At 62.5% G+C, this 14549-nt stretch carries 12 protein-coding genes and 2 pseudogenes; 4 read left to right on the top strand and 10 right to left on the bottom strand.

Annotation, left to right across the window (positions count from 1 at the left end; all coding sequences use genetic code 11):
- Window positions 1-73: 73 nt before the first annotated feature.
- Entirely contained in the window at window positions 74-2113 is a 2040-nt protein-coding gene (locus AC1D2Q_RS01995; protein WP_477812068.1) for an oxidoreductase, read from the top strand.
- Between the two features lie 190 nt (window positions 2114-2303).
- Window positions 2304-3236, top strand: coding sequence for a 1-aminocyclopropane-1-carboxylate deaminase/D-cysteine desulfhydrase (locus tag AC1D2Q_RS01990; protein WP_477812067.1), 933 nt, complete (start codon window positions 2304-2306; stop codon window positions 3234-3236).
- On the opposite strand, the gene AC1D2Q_RS01985 is transcribed toward AC1D2Q_RS01990, so the two are convergent.
- The gene (locus AC1D2Q_RS01985) at window positions 3233-3781 is read right to left on the bottom strand and encodes a cytochrome b (protein ID WP_477812066.1); all 549 of its coding nucleotides are present in this window, start codon (window positions 3779-3781) and stop codon (window positions 3233-3235) included. The two genes, AC1D2Q_RS01990 and AC1D2Q_RS01985, sit on opposite strands and share 4 nt — an antisense overlap.
- Window positions 3782-3972: 191 nt before the next feature.
- Window positions 3973-4542 (bottom strand): annotated as a pseudogene (locus tag AC1D2Q_RS01980) (HAD-IA family hydrolase); the annotation flags it as partial.
- Between AC1D2Q_RS01980 and AC1D2Q_RS01975 the strand changes: the two are divergent.
- Window positions 4541-4651 (top strand): annotated as a pseudogene (locus tag AC1D2Q_RS01975) (LysR substrate-binding domain-containing protein); the annotation flags it as partial. The pseudogenes AC1D2Q_RS01980 and AC1D2Q_RS01975 overlap by 2 nt on opposite strands.
- A 102-nt stretch (window positions 4652-4753) precedes the next feature.
- Here AC1D2Q_RS01975 and AC1D2Q_RS01970 read toward each other — a convergent pair.
- Window positions 4754-6178 carry a type VI secretion system Vgr family protein gene (locus AC1D2Q_RS01970; protein ID WP_477812065.1) on the bottom strand — a complete coding sequence of 475 codons (1425 nt, stop codon included), beginning with the start codon at window positions 6176-6178 and terminating at the stop codon, window positions 4754-4756.
- Between the two features lie 230 nt (window positions 6179-6408).
- Between AC1D2Q_RS01970 and AC1D2Q_RS01965 the strand changes: the two genes are divergently transcribed.
- Window positions 6409-7113: a YebC/PmpR family DNA-binding transcriptional regulator gene (locus AC1D2Q_RS01965; RefSeq protein ID WP_007940960.1), complete on the top strand. Its 705-nt coding sequence runs from the start codon at window positions 6409-6411 to the stop codon at window positions 7111-7113.
- A 71-nt stretch (window positions 7114-7184) separates the two neighbouring features.
- Here the strand turns inward: AC1D2Q_RS01965 and AC1D2Q_RS01960 are convergent, their stop codons facing one another.
- The 7 genes from AC1D2Q_RS01960 to AC1D2Q_RS01930 all read right to left on the bottom strand — a co-directional run bounded on the left by AC1D2Q_RS01960 (window position 7185) and on the right by AC1D2Q_RS01930 (window position 14549).
- Window positions 7185-8498 (bottom strand): leucine-rich repeat-containing protein kinase family protein, encoded by a 1314-nt coding sequence (locus AC1D2Q_RS01960; protein WP_477812064.1) that lies wholly within the window; start codon window positions 8496-8498, stop codon window positions 7185-7187.
- An 82-nt stretch (window positions 8499-8580) separates the two neighbouring features.
- A complete protein-coding gene (gene zapE / locus AC1D2Q_RS01955) occupies window positions 8581-9708 on the bottom strand; it encodes a cell division protein ZapE (protein ID WP_477812063.1) in 1128 nt (375 codons plus the stop codon).
- A gap of 219 nt (window positions 9709-9927) precedes the next feature.
- Window positions 9928-10974 (bottom strand): ABC transporter substrate-binding protein, encoded by a 1047-nt coding sequence (locus AC1D2Q_RS01950; protein ID WP_477812062.1) that lies wholly within the window; start codon window positions 10972-10974, stop codon window positions 9928-9930.
- Window positions 10975-10992: 18 nt separating this feature from the next.
- The gene (locus AC1D2Q_RS01945; protein WP_477812061.1) at window positions 10993-12108 is read right to left on the bottom strand and encodes an NAD(P)/FAD-dependent oxidoreductase; all 1116 of its coding nucleotides are present in this window, start codon (window positions 12106-12108) and stop codon (window positions 10993-10995) included.
- On the bottom strand, window positions 12105-13460 hold the full coding sequence (locus tag AC1D2Q_RS01940) for an FAD/NAD(P)-dependent oxidoreductase (RefSeq protein WP_477812060.1): 1356 nt from the start codon (window positions 13458-13460) through the stop codon (window positions 12105-12107). Before AC1D2Q_RS01940 ends, AC1D2Q_RS01945 begins: the two co-directional genes overlap by 4 nt.
- A complete protein-coding gene (locus AC1D2Q_RS01935; protein WP_428631838.1) occupies window positions 13457-13747 on the bottom strand; it encodes a (2Fe-2S)-binding protein in 291 nt (96 codons plus the stop codon). The genes AC1D2Q_RS01940 and AC1D2Q_RS01935 overlap by 4 nt, the downstream gene beginning before the upstream one ends.
- Before the next feature lie 7 nt (window positions 13748-13754).
- Entirely contained in the window at window positions 13755-14549 is a 795-nt protein-coding gene (locus AC1D2Q_RS01930; RefSeq protein ID WP_477812059.1) for an ABC transporter permease, read from the bottom strand.

The following is a 14549-nucleotide window of genomic DNA, read 5'->3' as shown; positions in this document are numbered from 1 at the left end:
TCTGTCGAACATGACCGACGGGGGCCGAAGAGCTCCTGCAATTTTTCCGTGATCGCTCGTTGTGGAGTTACCGATGGCCGCCGCTCATTACCCGCACCTGTTGGCCCCGCTGGACCTGGGTTTTACCACGTTGCGCAACCGCACCCTGATGGGCTCGATGCACACCGGTCTCGAGGAAAAGCCCGGCGGTTTCGAGCGCATGGCCGCGTACTTCGCCGAACGTGCCCGTGGCGGCGTAGGTCTGATGGTCACCGGCGGTATCGGCCCGAACGATGAGGGCGGGGTTTACTCGGGCGCGGCCAAGCTGACCACCGAGGAAGAAGCGCTCAAACACCGGGTCGTCACCCGCGCGGTGCACGAGGCGGGCGGCAAGATCTGCATGCAGATCCTGCATGCCGGGCGTTATGCCTACAGTCCGAAACAGGTGGCGCCGAGCGCGATCCAGGCGCCGATCAACCCGTTCAAGCCTAAAGAGCTGGACGAGGAAGGCATCGAGAAGCAGATCAGCGATTTCGTTACCTGCTCGACCCTGGCGCAAAAAGCCGAGTACGACGGCGTCGAAATCATGGGTTCCGAAGGTTATTTCATTAACCAGTTCCTCGCGGCCCACACCAACCATCGCACTGACCGCTGGGGCGGCGCCTACGAAAACCGCATGCGCCTGCCAGTGGAAATCGTCCGTCGGGTGCGCGAAGCGGTCGGCCCGAACTTCATCATCATCTTCCGCCTGTCGATGCTCGACCTGGTGGAAGGCGGCAGCACCTGGGAAGAAATCGTGCAATTGGCCAAGGCCATCGAGCAGGCGGGCGCGACCATCATCAACACCGGCATCGGCTGGCACGAAGCGCGGATTCCGACCATTGCCACCAAAGTGCCCCGTGCGGCGTTCAGCAAGGTCACCGCGAAACTGCGTGGTTCGGTGAGCATTCCGCTGATCACCACCAACCGCATCAACACCCCGGAAGTCGCCGAGCAGATCCTGGCCGAAGGCGATGCCGACATGGTGTCGATGGCGCGGCCGTTCCTCGCCGACCCGGACTTCGTCAACAAGGCGGCGGCCGGCCGTGGCGATGAAATCAATACCTGCATTGGTTGCAACCAGGCTTGCCTGGATCACACGTTCGGCGGCAAGTTGACCAGTTGTCTGGTGAACCCGCGGGCCTGCCATGAAACCGAACTCAATTACCTGCCGGTGCAGCAGATCAAGAAAATCGCCGTGGTTGGCGCCGGTCCTGCGGGGCTGTCCGCCGCCACCGTGGCCGCCGAACGCGGTCATCAGGTGACGCTGTTCGATTCGGCCAGCGAAATCGGCGGCCAGTTCAACATCGCCAAGCGCGTGCCGGGCAAGGAAGAGTTCTTCGAAACCCTGCGCTACTTCAACCGCAAGTTGCAGACCAGCAACGTCGAGCTGTGCCTGAACACCCGTGTGGACGCGGCGCAGCTGGTCGAGGGCGGTTACGACGAAATCATCCTGGCCACCGGCATCGCGCCACGGGTGCCGGCGATTCCGGGTGTCGAGCACGCCAAGGTGCTGAGCTACCTGGACGTGATCCTCGAGCGTAAACCGGTGGGCAAACGCGTCGCGGTAATCGGCGCTGGCGGTATCGGTTTCGACGTGTCGGAATTCCTCGTGCACGAAGGCGTGGCCACCAGTCAGGACCGCGAAGCGTTCTGGAAGGAGTGGGGCATCGATACGCACCTTGAAGCGCGTGGCGGTGTCGCGGGCATCAAGGCTGCGCCGCATGCGCCGGCCCGCGAAGTGTTCCTGCTGCAACGCAAGACCTCCAAGGTCGGCGACGGCCTGGGCAAGACCACTGGCTGGATTCACCGAACCGGTCTGAAGAACAAAAAGGTGCAAATGCTCAACAGCGTGGAGTACCTGAAGATCGACGACGAAGGCCTGCACATCCGCATCGGCGAAAGCGGCGAGCCGCAGGTGCTGCCGGTGGACAACATCGTGATCTGCGCCGGGCAGGATCCATTGCGCGAGTTGCACGACGGTCTGGTTGCGGCCGGGCAGAACGTGCACTTGATCGGCGGCGCGGACGTGGCGGCGGAGCTGGATGCCAAGCGTGCGATCAACCAGGGTTCGCGGTTGGCGGCTGAGTTGTAATCAACACAAAGTCTGTGGCGAGGGAGCTTGCTCCCGCTGGAGGCCGAAGGACTCCCTCTATCAGCGATGATGTGGTATCAGGTTAATCAACGTCGCTGATTCTGTGGCTGCTGCGCCGCCGAACGGGAGCAAGCTCCCTCGCCACAAGTCTGCTGCTAAGATACCGGCTCTTTACCCAGAGCCGGCATCAATGCTTTCCCCTCCAACAGACTGGCTCCCCCAAGCCCCCCTCGAACCCCTTCACCTCGACTGGCTCACCACCGCCGGCATCGACGTCGCCATCCTGCGTCTGGACCAGATCGACCCGCTGATCAGTGGCAACAAGTGGTTCAAACTCATCGAACACCTGAAAGCCGCCGACCAGAACGGCGCCCAAGGCATCATCAGCCTGGGCGGTGCTCACTCCAACCATCTCCACGCATTGGCCGCCGCGGGCAAGCGCTTCGGTTTCACCACGGTCGGTTTGCTGCGCGGGCATCCGCAAGACACCCCGACCGTAAAGGACTTGCAGGCGTTCGGCATGCAGTTGCACTGGCTGGGTTATGGCGGTTATCGAGCGCGGCATGAGCCGGGTTTCTGGCAGCCGTGGCAGGCACAGTATCCCGAGCTGCAACCGGTGCCGGAAGGTGGTGGCGGCTTGCGTGGGGCGAAGGGCTGCATGCAGCTGGTGGCACAGGCCCGCGAGCAACTGAGTGGTCTGGGCTGGAGCCATTACGACGGCTGGTGGCTGGCCTGCGGAACGGGCACGACCCTGGCCGGTCTGGTGCTGGCCGAGGCGGGTGAACACCCGGTGTATGGCGCGCTGGCGGTGCCCGATGATCATGGCGTGGCGCAGCAGGTCGAGATGATTGGGCAGGAAGCCGGTTGGGTCGATCCCTTGTATGAGCTACTGGACGCCAGCCGTGGCGGTTTTGCCAAAGTCGATCCGCAGCTGCTTGCATTCATCGAGCAGGCCGAACAGGCCAGCGGCATTCTTTTCGAGCCGCTGTACACCGGCAAAGCGCTCATGGCTCTCAAGCAACAGGTCGAAGCTGGTAAATTTCCCCAAGGCACGCGCCTGATCTTCATCCACACCGGCGGCTTGCAGGGCCGCCGGGGTTTCGAGCAAAGCGGTCGCGATTAACCGCGTTTGGGCATCATCCGCAGCAAGGTGTTATCGCGCACCACATAGTGGTGGTAAATCCCGGCCACCGCGTGCAACCCGATCAGCCAATAACCGATGGTGGCGCCGAGCTCATGCCAGCCCTGGAACTGCTTGGCCAGCGGTTTGTTTTCCTCGATCAGCAACGGCAGGTCAACGCCATAGAACATCACCCGATGCCCCTCGGCGCTGGTAATCAGCCAACCCAGAACCGGCATGGTGATCATGAAAATATACAGTGCCCAGTGCATCAGCCTGGCAACCACGGTTTGCCAGTGGGGCGAGGCCGGGAAGATCTGCGGCGCTGGCCCCAGGCTGCGGGCGAACAGCCGCAACCAGACCAGCACGAACACGGTCAGGCCGAGCATGAAGTGCGCTTCCTTGATCAGCGTTCGGCCGCCACTGCCTTTGGGAAAGATCCCGCGAAATTCGATACAGGCGTAGACCAGTATTAACAGAACCAGCATCAACCAGTGCAGCGCGATCGATACGGTGCTGTAGCGTGATTCGGAATTCTTCCAGGGCATACGGTGTTTCCTCACAAGTCTGGTCTGAAGTCACCGTTCTTGTTCGACGGCGTGCGTTAACTGTAATCCTGTTTCGCAGGATTTGCCCGAGGCAAATGGGCCGTTCAATGCTCTAAATCAAGTGATCGGCCACAAAAAAGCGCCAGCTCCATCAAAGGAACCGGCGTTTTTTTAGGAGGCGAGAGGTGCAATCAGTTGGTTTGCGGCATTTCGCCGTTGGCCAGGCGCTTGTTGATGTCGGCGATCACCTCGGGCAAATCGGTGATGGTGTCGATCATGTAGTGCGGTCGCGAGCCTTCGAACAGGGCATGAATGCGCTTGCGTTCGCTGGCCAGTTTGTCGCGGCTCATGGCGCGATAGCCTTCGTAGTCCAGACCCAGCGCGTTGCCGGAACAGATCAACGCCACGGTCCACGTGCCGGCGCGGCGACCTTCGAGAATGCCCGGCACCGTGTCGTCGATCTTCACACAGGCCGCGACGTCATCGATGCCCAGCGCAATCACATTGGCCAGGGCCTGAGCGGGCCATGGGCGGCCGTTGGGCACTTCGTCGGTGGCGACCACGTGACCGGCGACATAGCCGTTGGTGGCGGCCAGTTCCACCACTTTGTCCATGACCTGTTTCGGGTAACCGGAGCACGAGCCGATCTTGATCCCTTGCTGACGCAGGTTGGTGATGGTGTCCAGGGCGCCCGGAATCAGCGCCGAATGTTCGGCGATTTTTTCGATCTGCAGCGGCATGAAGCGTTGGTAGATGGAGGTGCCGGTTATTGGGGAGGGGCTGGTCAATCGGCACATGATCGGTTGTATGGAACGGCGGCGGGATTTGCGCTTGATACAGGCGTTTTTTGGGCTGGCGCCCGTCGGGTAGAGCGCGGCGCGGCTATCGCGGGCAAGCCAGGCTCCCACAGGTTTTGCGTCGTATACAAGGTAGGCGGCCAGCCTAAATTCCTGTGGGAGCGACCCGGTAAAATCACGGCAGGAGGTCCGAGCGGTTGATCAGCCAATCGAGCAGTAGATGCGCATCGCGGCGTGGTTCGGGAGCGGGCCGGGAAGGCTGGAGGTGGCCCATGCCGGCACACAGCACCGGCCGGTCCGGGTCGCTGTCGAGAAAACTGACCAACACTTCGGTGCCGGCCATGGGCAGCCTGGACGGATCGATCCGACCGTCCGGTGCTGTGAGGGCGACCGGTAGCCAGAGCCCAACGGACTCATCCGCCTCGAACGCCGGTTTCGGCCACAAGCAGACCTGTATTCGGCCTTGCTCATCGAGTGCAGCCGGTTGCCCGACGGGGCCCAGCACCCGGGCGGTCTGATAGCCCGGGATGCTCGGCTTGACCTGTTTGAGCGCCGGCCTGAATACCGTTGACCAGGGAATGGCGGTGAAACGATTGCTGTAGCGCCGGGCAATGCCGGGTTCATCCTCGGCGAGAATCGACGGCTGCAGCCCCTGGTGCTGGATGTCGGTCAGCAGCCACTGATCGTTGAAACTCGAGAGCGGGTGCTGCGCCACTTGCACGATTCGTCCGCTGCGCAGCTCGTTCAAGGTGCTTTGGCCGTGGATCTGCCGGTACTGGCAACGCAGGCGTTCCAGCAAGCGGCGGCCCAGCTGTTCGCGATGAAGCTGTTCGGGCGCGGGTCTTGCCGTAACCGGGCCCGTTCCGGCAAGCGGATGGTTGGCCGCGCCGTCGCCAATCACCTGCGCGCCGCGGTTTCTGGCATCCCATTGTGCCGGGGCGGGGGCCGGGTCATGGCGCTGGAACAATTCGCTGATCGCCGGCAAGAGCGGGTCGTTGAATACGTCGGCATGGAACGGCATCAGCAGCGGTTCCTGCGGGAAACTCAGGCTGTCATCGGCCAGGACCAGCACGTGCCCGTCGTGCTGATGTTCGAAGTGGAAGTGGATGCCTTCTTCTTCACACAGCCGCTGCATGAAGGCCAGATCGCTCTCATCGTACTGAATGCAAAAGGGCCGCAGCGGGTAGTGGCCGCAGGTCAGGTCGAAGCGATAGCTATGCTCGGGCAGCTGATGCTTCTCCAGCAACTGACGCATGATCGCCGGCACGCTGAGACGATGAAATACCCGACGCGAGCTTTGCAACTGAAGTCGTTGCAGATGGGGCACCAGCACCAGTGAGTAGCCGACCCGATACGGGCCGCGATGTTCGCGGCTGACGCTGTGGATCACGCCGTGAATGCCCTGATCAGCCGACAGCCTCAGGAACGCCGGTTGTTGCAGCAACCGATCCAGGTTCATCGCCGGTGCGAGGCCGATCACCTCGATGTCGAATCGATAGGGCTGGTTGAGGCCCTCGCGGCCATTGAATTGCAACACCTGCAAACTCAGACCGCCGTCGAGGAGTGTCAGGGTGTAGGGGCTTTCCTTGTCGTTGTGCATCGAGCGCGCTTCTGCCATGGGAATGGGCGCAGAGGGTACGAAACCACAGCCCTGAAGCGTCACCGCAAATCGACTTTTCAGAATCGCCCTACAAACATTGGTGAAGATGTCGACCCGTCATGGGCTGAATATCTTGGAATTTTTGGTCGATTGGCATCTTTAGGCCGTATAAACTTGCGCTACGCGTCGGCCAATAGATGTCTCGGCGCCACAGATCAAGAGAGTGAGTAATGGGCGCACAGTGGAAGGTTAAACACAAAGAAGCGGCAGCCAACGCCAAGGGTAAGATCTTCGGCAAACTGGTGAAGGAAATCACCATTGCTGCGCGCAACGGTGCCGATACCGCCACCAACGCACACCTGCGTCTGGTGGTCGAACAGGCGAAAAAAGCCTCGATGCCTCGCGAAACCCTGGAACGCGCGATCAAGAAAGGCTCCGGCCAGCTCGGTGAAACCGTGCAATACCATCGCGTGACGTATGAAGGGTTCGCACCGCATCAGGTGCCGCTGATCGTTGAATGCGTGACTGACAACATCAACCGCACCGTCGCTGAAATCCGCGTCGCGTTCCGCAAGGGCCAGTTGGGCGCTTCCGGTTCGGTGGCTTGGGACTTCAACCACGTCGGCATGATCGAGGCGTCCCCGGACAGCCCTGACGCCGATCCGGAAATGGCCGCGATCGAAGCCGGCGCCCAGGATTTCGAGCCGGGCGAAGACGGCGCGACGCTGTTCCTGACCGATCCTGCGGACCTGGACGCGGTACAGAAAGCGCTGCCGGAGCAAGGCTTCACCGTGTTGTCGGCCAAGTTGGGTTACCAGCCGAAGAACCCGGTGAGCGGCTTGAGCGACGAGCAGATGGCAGAAGTCGAAGCGTTCCTCGAAGGCCTCGATAACCACGATGACGTGCAGGACATGTTTGTCGGGTTGGCGGGTTAAACAGTAAAAGATCGCAGGCTTCGCCAGCGCCCACAGGCGCGTAGGAGCTGCCGAAGGCTGCGATCTTTTTTTCAATACGCCGCAATAATTTCCTGCAACACGCGGCCAACCTCACTGAACCCCGGCCGCGCCAACACATCCGGTTGACAGCAGCGCTGCTGTAAATCCTCTAACGCGACCCGCTGTTCAGCGCTCAACCCCGAGTCGATCCGCTCCAGCAACTCCCCCAGCAAGATCCCGAACGCCCGTACCTCGATCCGTTGCAGCGCACGGCTTTCAAGGCTGTCTGAGGTGGCATGGAAAGATGCCGCGCCAAAATCCCCCAACAGACAATCGCCATGCTCGTTCCACAGAATGTTGTGGCCATAGAGGTCGCCGTGGGTGATGCCTTGGCGGTGCAGGTGTTCGGCCACCGAGGCGATGCCACTGGCGATGCGCATTGCCACGCCGGCGCTGAACCGGGTGTCGTCGGCATAGATGTCGCGGGAGCAGGACGCCAGGCTCGGCAGGCTGGCCAGGTTGCGGTAGCTCGGGTCGATCAGCTGCATCACCAGCCCGGCTTGCGCCTGTGGGTGCCCGACGATCCGCCCTTCGACCCGGATCAGGTTGGGGTGGATACCGGCAGTGATGCAGGCGTTCATTTCGTGCAACGGCGAGCCGTCGCTGGTCATTTCGCCTTTATAGAGTTTTACCGCAACCTGTTTCGTCTGTTCCCACAACGCCTGATGAATGACCCCCGACGCGCCTTCGCCCAGCTTCTTCTCCAGGCTCAGCTCGGACCAGGGAATGCTCGCCGTGGCTTCAAGTGCCGCCGCATCGGCTTCGGTTTCCAATGGGTTACCGGCGTACGCCAGCCAGGTCAGGCCCGGAAGGGTCAGCAGCCATTCGGGAAGCTCGGTGAGCTGGTTGGCGGCAATGCGGATCAGCTCAAGTCGATGACAGTGGCTCAGGCTCTCGGGCAAACGCTGTAACCGGTTGCCGGCGAGCATGAGTTTTTGCAGGTGCGGGCGCTCGCCCAGTTCGGTTGGCAGATCCGTGATGCGGTTGTCGGTCAGGATCAGCCAGCGCAACAGCGGCGGCAGGGCGGCGGCCGGCACGTGTTCGATGGCGTTGGCCTTGAAACCGATCATCGTCAGGGCCGTACACTGGCCGAGGCAGGCGGGCAGTTCGGTGAACTGATTGTCCGAGCAGAACAGCACGCGCAAACGGGTCAGGCGGTGCAGATCGTCCGGCAGGCTGCGCAAGGCGTTGCCGCTGAGGTTGAGCACTTCCAGCGAGTCCGCCAGGTCGAAGATTTCCCGGGGGAATTCGGTCAGGCCACAGACCAGGTCCAGGCGGGTGATACCCGACAATTGGCCGGCGCGCAGTTGTGCGAGGGTGTGCATAGGCAGGTTCGCTATTGATCTGAAGGAAGGCGCTAGGGCCTTGGAAATGGGCGACATGATAGCGGGAAAGTGGTGGTGGCTGTCAGGCGAGTTCCCTGACCTCCAGCAACTGCCCCAGCCGGCTGCGCGTACGCGCCAGATCGATGGCATCGCCGTCCAGGCATTCGCGTAATGACTGGTAGCCGAGCAGAATCAGGTGTTTGTCCTGGTCGTACAAGACGTCGATCAGGTTGATAAAGCGTTGCTGGGAGGCGATTGAACAGTCGGCGAGGCTGGGCAGTTTGTCGATGATCCAGCGGTCGAAGCGCCGGCACAGTTCCAGGTAGTCCATGACGGCGGTGGGGTGTTCACACAGGTCGGCGAAAGTGAAGCCGATGGTTCGCCCTTCGCAGTATCGGGCTTGAAGGTGTCGTGTCCCGACGGGAAGCCGAATGGGCGGTGCGTCGTGTTCGAGCAGGTGCAGCGCCTGACGCTGGGTTACCGTGGCCGGCCAGACGTACTGGCCCTGGGTAAACAGCTGCTGCGCATGGGTTCGCGCCTGACTGCGGTAATCATGGGGGCCGCCGACTTCCATCACCTGCATGCGCGTGTTGATCAGGTCGATCACTGGTTTGAAGCGGGTGTGGTAGAGCGGGTTGGGCAGTAAACCTTCCGGCGGGTAATTTGAGGTCACCAGCAGCAGAATCCCCCGGCGGAACAGCGCCTTGAACAACCGCGTGATGAGCATCGCATCGCCGATGTCATGCACGTGGAATTCATCGAAACACAGCACCTGGCAGTCTTGCAGCAGTTCGTCGAGGGTGGTTGCCAGCGCATCGGGCTGATCGCGATGGCTGAACATGCCCTGGTGCAATTGCGCAAAAAACTCATGGAAGTGCAGGCGCTGTTTGGCCGTGACGGGGATGGCCTGGAAAAAACCGTCGAGCAGCCAGCTCTTGCCGCGCCCGACCGCACCATGGAGGTAAAGCCCGGGGAGTGGCGCCGATGGCCCCGGCAGCGCCGACGCGTGTTGCGCCATGCAGTCGATCACGCGCAACTGGCTGTGGCTGAGGGTGTAGCCCTGAACATGGGCCTTGTGGCGGAAGTAGTCGTGGATCACTCGACCTTGCGCGCTGCCACTGGTCGGTGCCGCCAATACCTTGCCGAAAAAACGGCGCAGCGCTGGCCAGCGTGGTGTGAGTCGCGCACGGTTGGGCGGTCGAACGGCCACTGTGATGTCACCCCGTAATCTTTTGGCCGGCTTCCCCTGAGCCGCGGCGGCGTATTTTAACCAAATGGGGAATAACCCGACCACTCTGGCAACTGTGGAGGGGCCGCAAAAAGATCGCAGCCTGCGGCAGCTCCTTGGATCGATGCTCACCGAAATATCGCGGATGAACACCAGGCCCTGTAGGAGCTGCCGCAGGCTGCGATCTTTTGATCTTCGAGGTTAGCGCTCGATACTGCGATTCCACCGGTCATTCCACGCCGGGCGCTGTTCGTTGACCTGATCCCAATCGATGGCAATCGCCGTTTCCAGATAGTGTTTCATTGCCTCGACCTGACCGCGGGTCTTGTCGGTGGTTGGCGTATTCGGATTCGACGGAATCTGATCGCCATCTTCAAGCGCCGCAGCCTGTGCTTCAGGTGTCAGCAAGAAGGCGGCGAGCTTCTGCGCCAGTTCCGGCTGGGTGTTGTTGGCGATGGCGCATTCGGCCACGTTGAGCACCACCGAGCCTTCCTTTGGCTGCGCATATTCCACCGGCATGCCCTTGAGTTTCAGCGCGGTGACCTGGGTCGGGGTCAGCGGGAACAGCGCCGCTTCGTCGGTCTGGAGCATTTCGGAGATTTTCGCCGAACTCGGAATGTACTCCAGCACGTTGCGCCCGACGGTGTTCGGCCAGGCCTTGAACCCCGGTTCGACGTTGGTTTCGCTGCCGCCCTGAATCCGGTTGAACATCAGGAAACCGTGCAGGCCGAAGGTCGAGGAGGCCATCGACTGGAACACAACCTTGTCCTTGTATCGAGGATCGGCCATGTCCATCCAGGAGGTCGGCGGGTTCCAGCCTTTTTCCTTGAACAGCCGCGTGTTGTACGCCAACCCGGTAACGCCGAGGCTGACCGCCACCGCTTGATCCTTGATGCGGCCCTTGGGCGGAATCTGCGCCAGGGTCGGGCTGTCTTCGAGTTTGTCGCACAAGCCCATGGCAATGGCGCGGTACATGATGCCGTCGTCGAGGAACATCACGTGCAATTGCGGGTTGCCTTTGCTGGCCTGGACCTTGGCCAGAATATCGGCCGAGGTCCCCGGCACGATCACCACTTTGACGTTATTGGCTTTCTCGAAAGCCGGCAGCACCTTGTCGGCGTAGAGCCGCTCCATGGTCCCGCCGTTCATGCCCAGGTATAGCGTCGGCTCGGCCTGGGCCTGGGTGACCGTGAGCAGGGCGCTCATGCAGGACAAACCGAGCAGTGCAGTGCGTTTGAGGTTATTCATTGGCGCGACCTTCCTCTATCAAGCTACGGAGATGGAGTGAAACCGGGTGATGGAAAACGCATCCAGCGACGTCTTTGACGCGCCGCTACAGATGATCTCGGTGAGCGCCTGGCCCACCGCAGGCCCGATCTGAAAGCCCGCGCCGGCAAAGCCGAATGCGTGCAACAGACCGGGTTGCGTGCTGCTGTGACCGATCACCGGTTGGCGATCGGGCAGATACCCTTCGGTGCCGCTCCAGGTACGAATTGCCTGGGCGCCTTCAAGAAACGGGTAGAGCTCGACGGCCTGACGCAGGATCTCGATCACCGCGCTCTGACCAGGCCGGGCGCGGGCACCATCAAGGGCAAAGCCCTGACCGCCGCCCAATACACAATTGCCCCGCGTGACCTGGCGGGCATAGATGCCGCCGCCCTCGACGCCGGTGCTGGCATTCATCACCAGCGGCAAGGGCTCGGTGACCAGCATCGCCGGGTGCCCGGCATGCATCGGCACCGCTTCACCGAATTGCGCGGCAAGGTTGCCGGCCCAGGCGCCGGCGCAGTTCAGCAGCCAGGGGGCGCGCAGTTCGAGGCCGGATTGAGTGCTGACGCGAAAGCGCTGACCATCGTGGTCCACCGCCGTGACTGCGCATTGCTCATGCACCTGCGCGCCATGCCGACGTGCCGCTTGGGCAAACGCCGGCGACACCAGGCGCGGGTTGGCGTGGCCATCGTCCGGGCACAGCGAAGCACCGACCGCGACGTCTCCGACCCACGGAAAACGTGCGCGCAACTCATCGCGATCAAACATCTGCAAATCGAGGCCGAACCCCTGGCTGCTGGCGGCGTAATCCTGCAACGCTCGTAAATCGTTGAGACTGCGGGCGAGTTTCAAGTGACCGCTGCGCTGGTACTCGCCGTCGATGCCGATCAGTTGTGGCAGCTGTCCCCAGATCTCGTGAGCCCGTTGCGACAACGGCAATTGCGACAGCGGCCGGCCCTGACGACGCACACCGCCATAGTTCACGCCGCTGGAATGCGAACCGCAAAAATCCCGTTCCAGCAGCGCCACGCGTCGGCCAGCCTTGCTCAGAAACAGGGCGGCGGAGGCCCCGACAATGCCACCGCCGATGATGACTGCCTCGACCTCGATCATGGCTCGACCTCCAGTCCGAACGGCAAGGGTTTGATCGGTGCCTGAGCCCGCAACCGACCGATGTCGGCTACTGAACGCTGACTTTGGCAGGCAATGATTTCCGCGGCGGCGGCCCCGCACATCCGGCCCTGACAGCGACCCATGCCGACCCGGCAATGGGCCTTGACCCGGTTGATCTCCCAGTGACCTTCGCGCACCACCTGGCGGATGTCGCCGGCGCGTACTTCTTCGCAGCGACAGATCATCAGGTCATCCTCAGCGTCGGCGGCCCAGCTTTCGGGGAAGGCAAAGGCACGCTCAAGACCTTGGCGGAATCTGCCAATTTCTTTCAGCGACTGTTCCAGCTGGGTGGCACGTTGTGGCGGGAGCAGGTAACCGCTGTCTTCAAGCAAGGCCAGGGCTGCCCGTTCACCGGCCATTTCCGCCGCGTCGGCACCCATGATGCCGGCGCCGTCACCCGCCAGGTACACCTCGGCGACGCTGCTGCGCCCGGCGCTGTCGCGCTGTGGCAGCCAGGCGCGGTTGAGCGGGTTCCAGGTGAATTCGCAGCCCAGCAGGTCGGCGAGTTGGGTTTCGCTGCGCAGGCCATGGCCGAAGGCGACGGCGTCGCAGTCGATCCGATGTTGGCCTTTTGCGTTGCGCCAGTTCAGCGATTGCACACGCTGTTGGCCATCGATGCCTGACAGGCTGGCGCCCTGATGCACCGGGATGCCCTGGGCGGTCAGCCAGCTGCGGTAATAGAGGCCTTTGGCGAGGGTAGCCGGTTGCGACAACAGACCGGGCAGGGCGCGGGCCTGAGCGCTGAACGGCGAACTGTCGAGCACCGCGACCACGTTGGCGCCGGCCTTGGCGTATTGATAGGCCACCAGGTACAGCAACGGTCCGCTGCCAGCGAACACCACGCGTTCACCAATGGCACAGCCCTGAAACTTCAAGGCGATCTGCGCCGCGCCGAGGCTGTACACCCCCGGCAACGTCCAGCCCGGCACCGGCAGAATGCGGTCGGTGGCGCCCGTGGCGACAATCACCCGGGAGAACGCCACGCGCGCAGCGTGACCCGCGTGCAAGGTGTCGAGAGCGTTGGCCTCGGCGTTCCACACCAGCGTGTCGGGGCGGTAATCGAGTTGTTCGCGCAGTGCGTCGATGGTTTGATGCAGCGCCTTGGCCTTGGGGGCTTCGAAGCCATACAACTTGACGGGCGAGCGCTTGAAGTTCGCCGGTTGCCGCCGATAAATCTGCCCGCCACCGCGTGCGGCTTCGTCCAGCAGAACCGGGCGCACGCCATGCGCCACCAGCGTCTGTGCCGCACGAATCCCGGCGGGGCCGGCGCCGATGATCACCACAGCGTTCATACCGAGCGCCCCGGTTCGCGGCTGACCTGCTGGCCGGCCTCAAGCAGCGTCGAGCAGGCCCGCACCCGGCGGCCATCGCCCAGGCGTACCCAGCAGTCCTGGCAGGCGCCCATCAGGCAGAAGCCGGCGCGGGGTTCGGCGCTGAAGTCGCTGCCGCGCAGGTGTTCGCTGCAGGTCAGCACGGCGGTCAGCAGGGTGTCGCCGAGCAAGCCGCTGGCAGGCAAGCCGTCGAGGGTAAAGTCCAGGGCCGGGCGGTCGCCTTCGGCCAGTCGTTTCAGCAGAGCCATGGCGCCCTCATTGTTTACCCACCAGAACCCGATCCAGGCCGTAGACCCGATCGAGCAGAATCATCGTCAGCGCGGTCAGCGCGATCACCAGGGCCGACACCGCCGCCATCATCGGATCGATGGATTCGGTGGCGTACACGTACATGCGCACCGGCAACGTCTGAGTAGCCGGCGAGGTGACGAAGATCGACAACGTGACCTCGTCAAAACTGTTGATGAACGCCAGCAGCCAGCCACCGGCGACCCCCGGCAGAATCATCGGCAAGGTGATTTGCCGGAACAGCGTGAAGCGCCCGGCGCCCAAGGATTGCGCGGCGTGTTCGGCGCTGCGGTCCAGGCCGATGGCCGACGCCAATACCAGCCGCAACACATACGGCGTGATTACCAGCACATGGGCGAAGATCAGCCAGGCGAAGCTGCCGTTGACGCCCATCAGCGCGAACAGGCGCAGCAACGCCACCCCCAGCACCAGGTGTGGAATGATGATCGGCGACAGGAACAGGGCGTTGAAGAAGTCCCGTCCGGGGAACTCGAAGCGGGTGATCGCCAGCGCCGCCGGCACCGCAATCAGCGTCGCCAGACTGGCCGCGCTGAAGCCCAGGATCAGGCTGTTGTAGAACGCATCGACAAAGTCCGCGCGTTCGAACACGGCGCGGAACCAGCGCAGGGAGAAATCCGTGGTCGGCAGGCTCAGGGTGTTTTCCGGGGTGAAGGCGACAAGGCACACCACCACCAGCGGCGCGAGCATGAACAGCACCACCAGGGCATGGAACAGCAGGGCGAAAGGACCGTTTCTGGACAT

It is taken from the genome of Pseudomonas sp. P1_A1, assembly GCF_056406935.1.
This window is presented reverse-complemented; position numbering and strand designations above follow the sequence as displayed.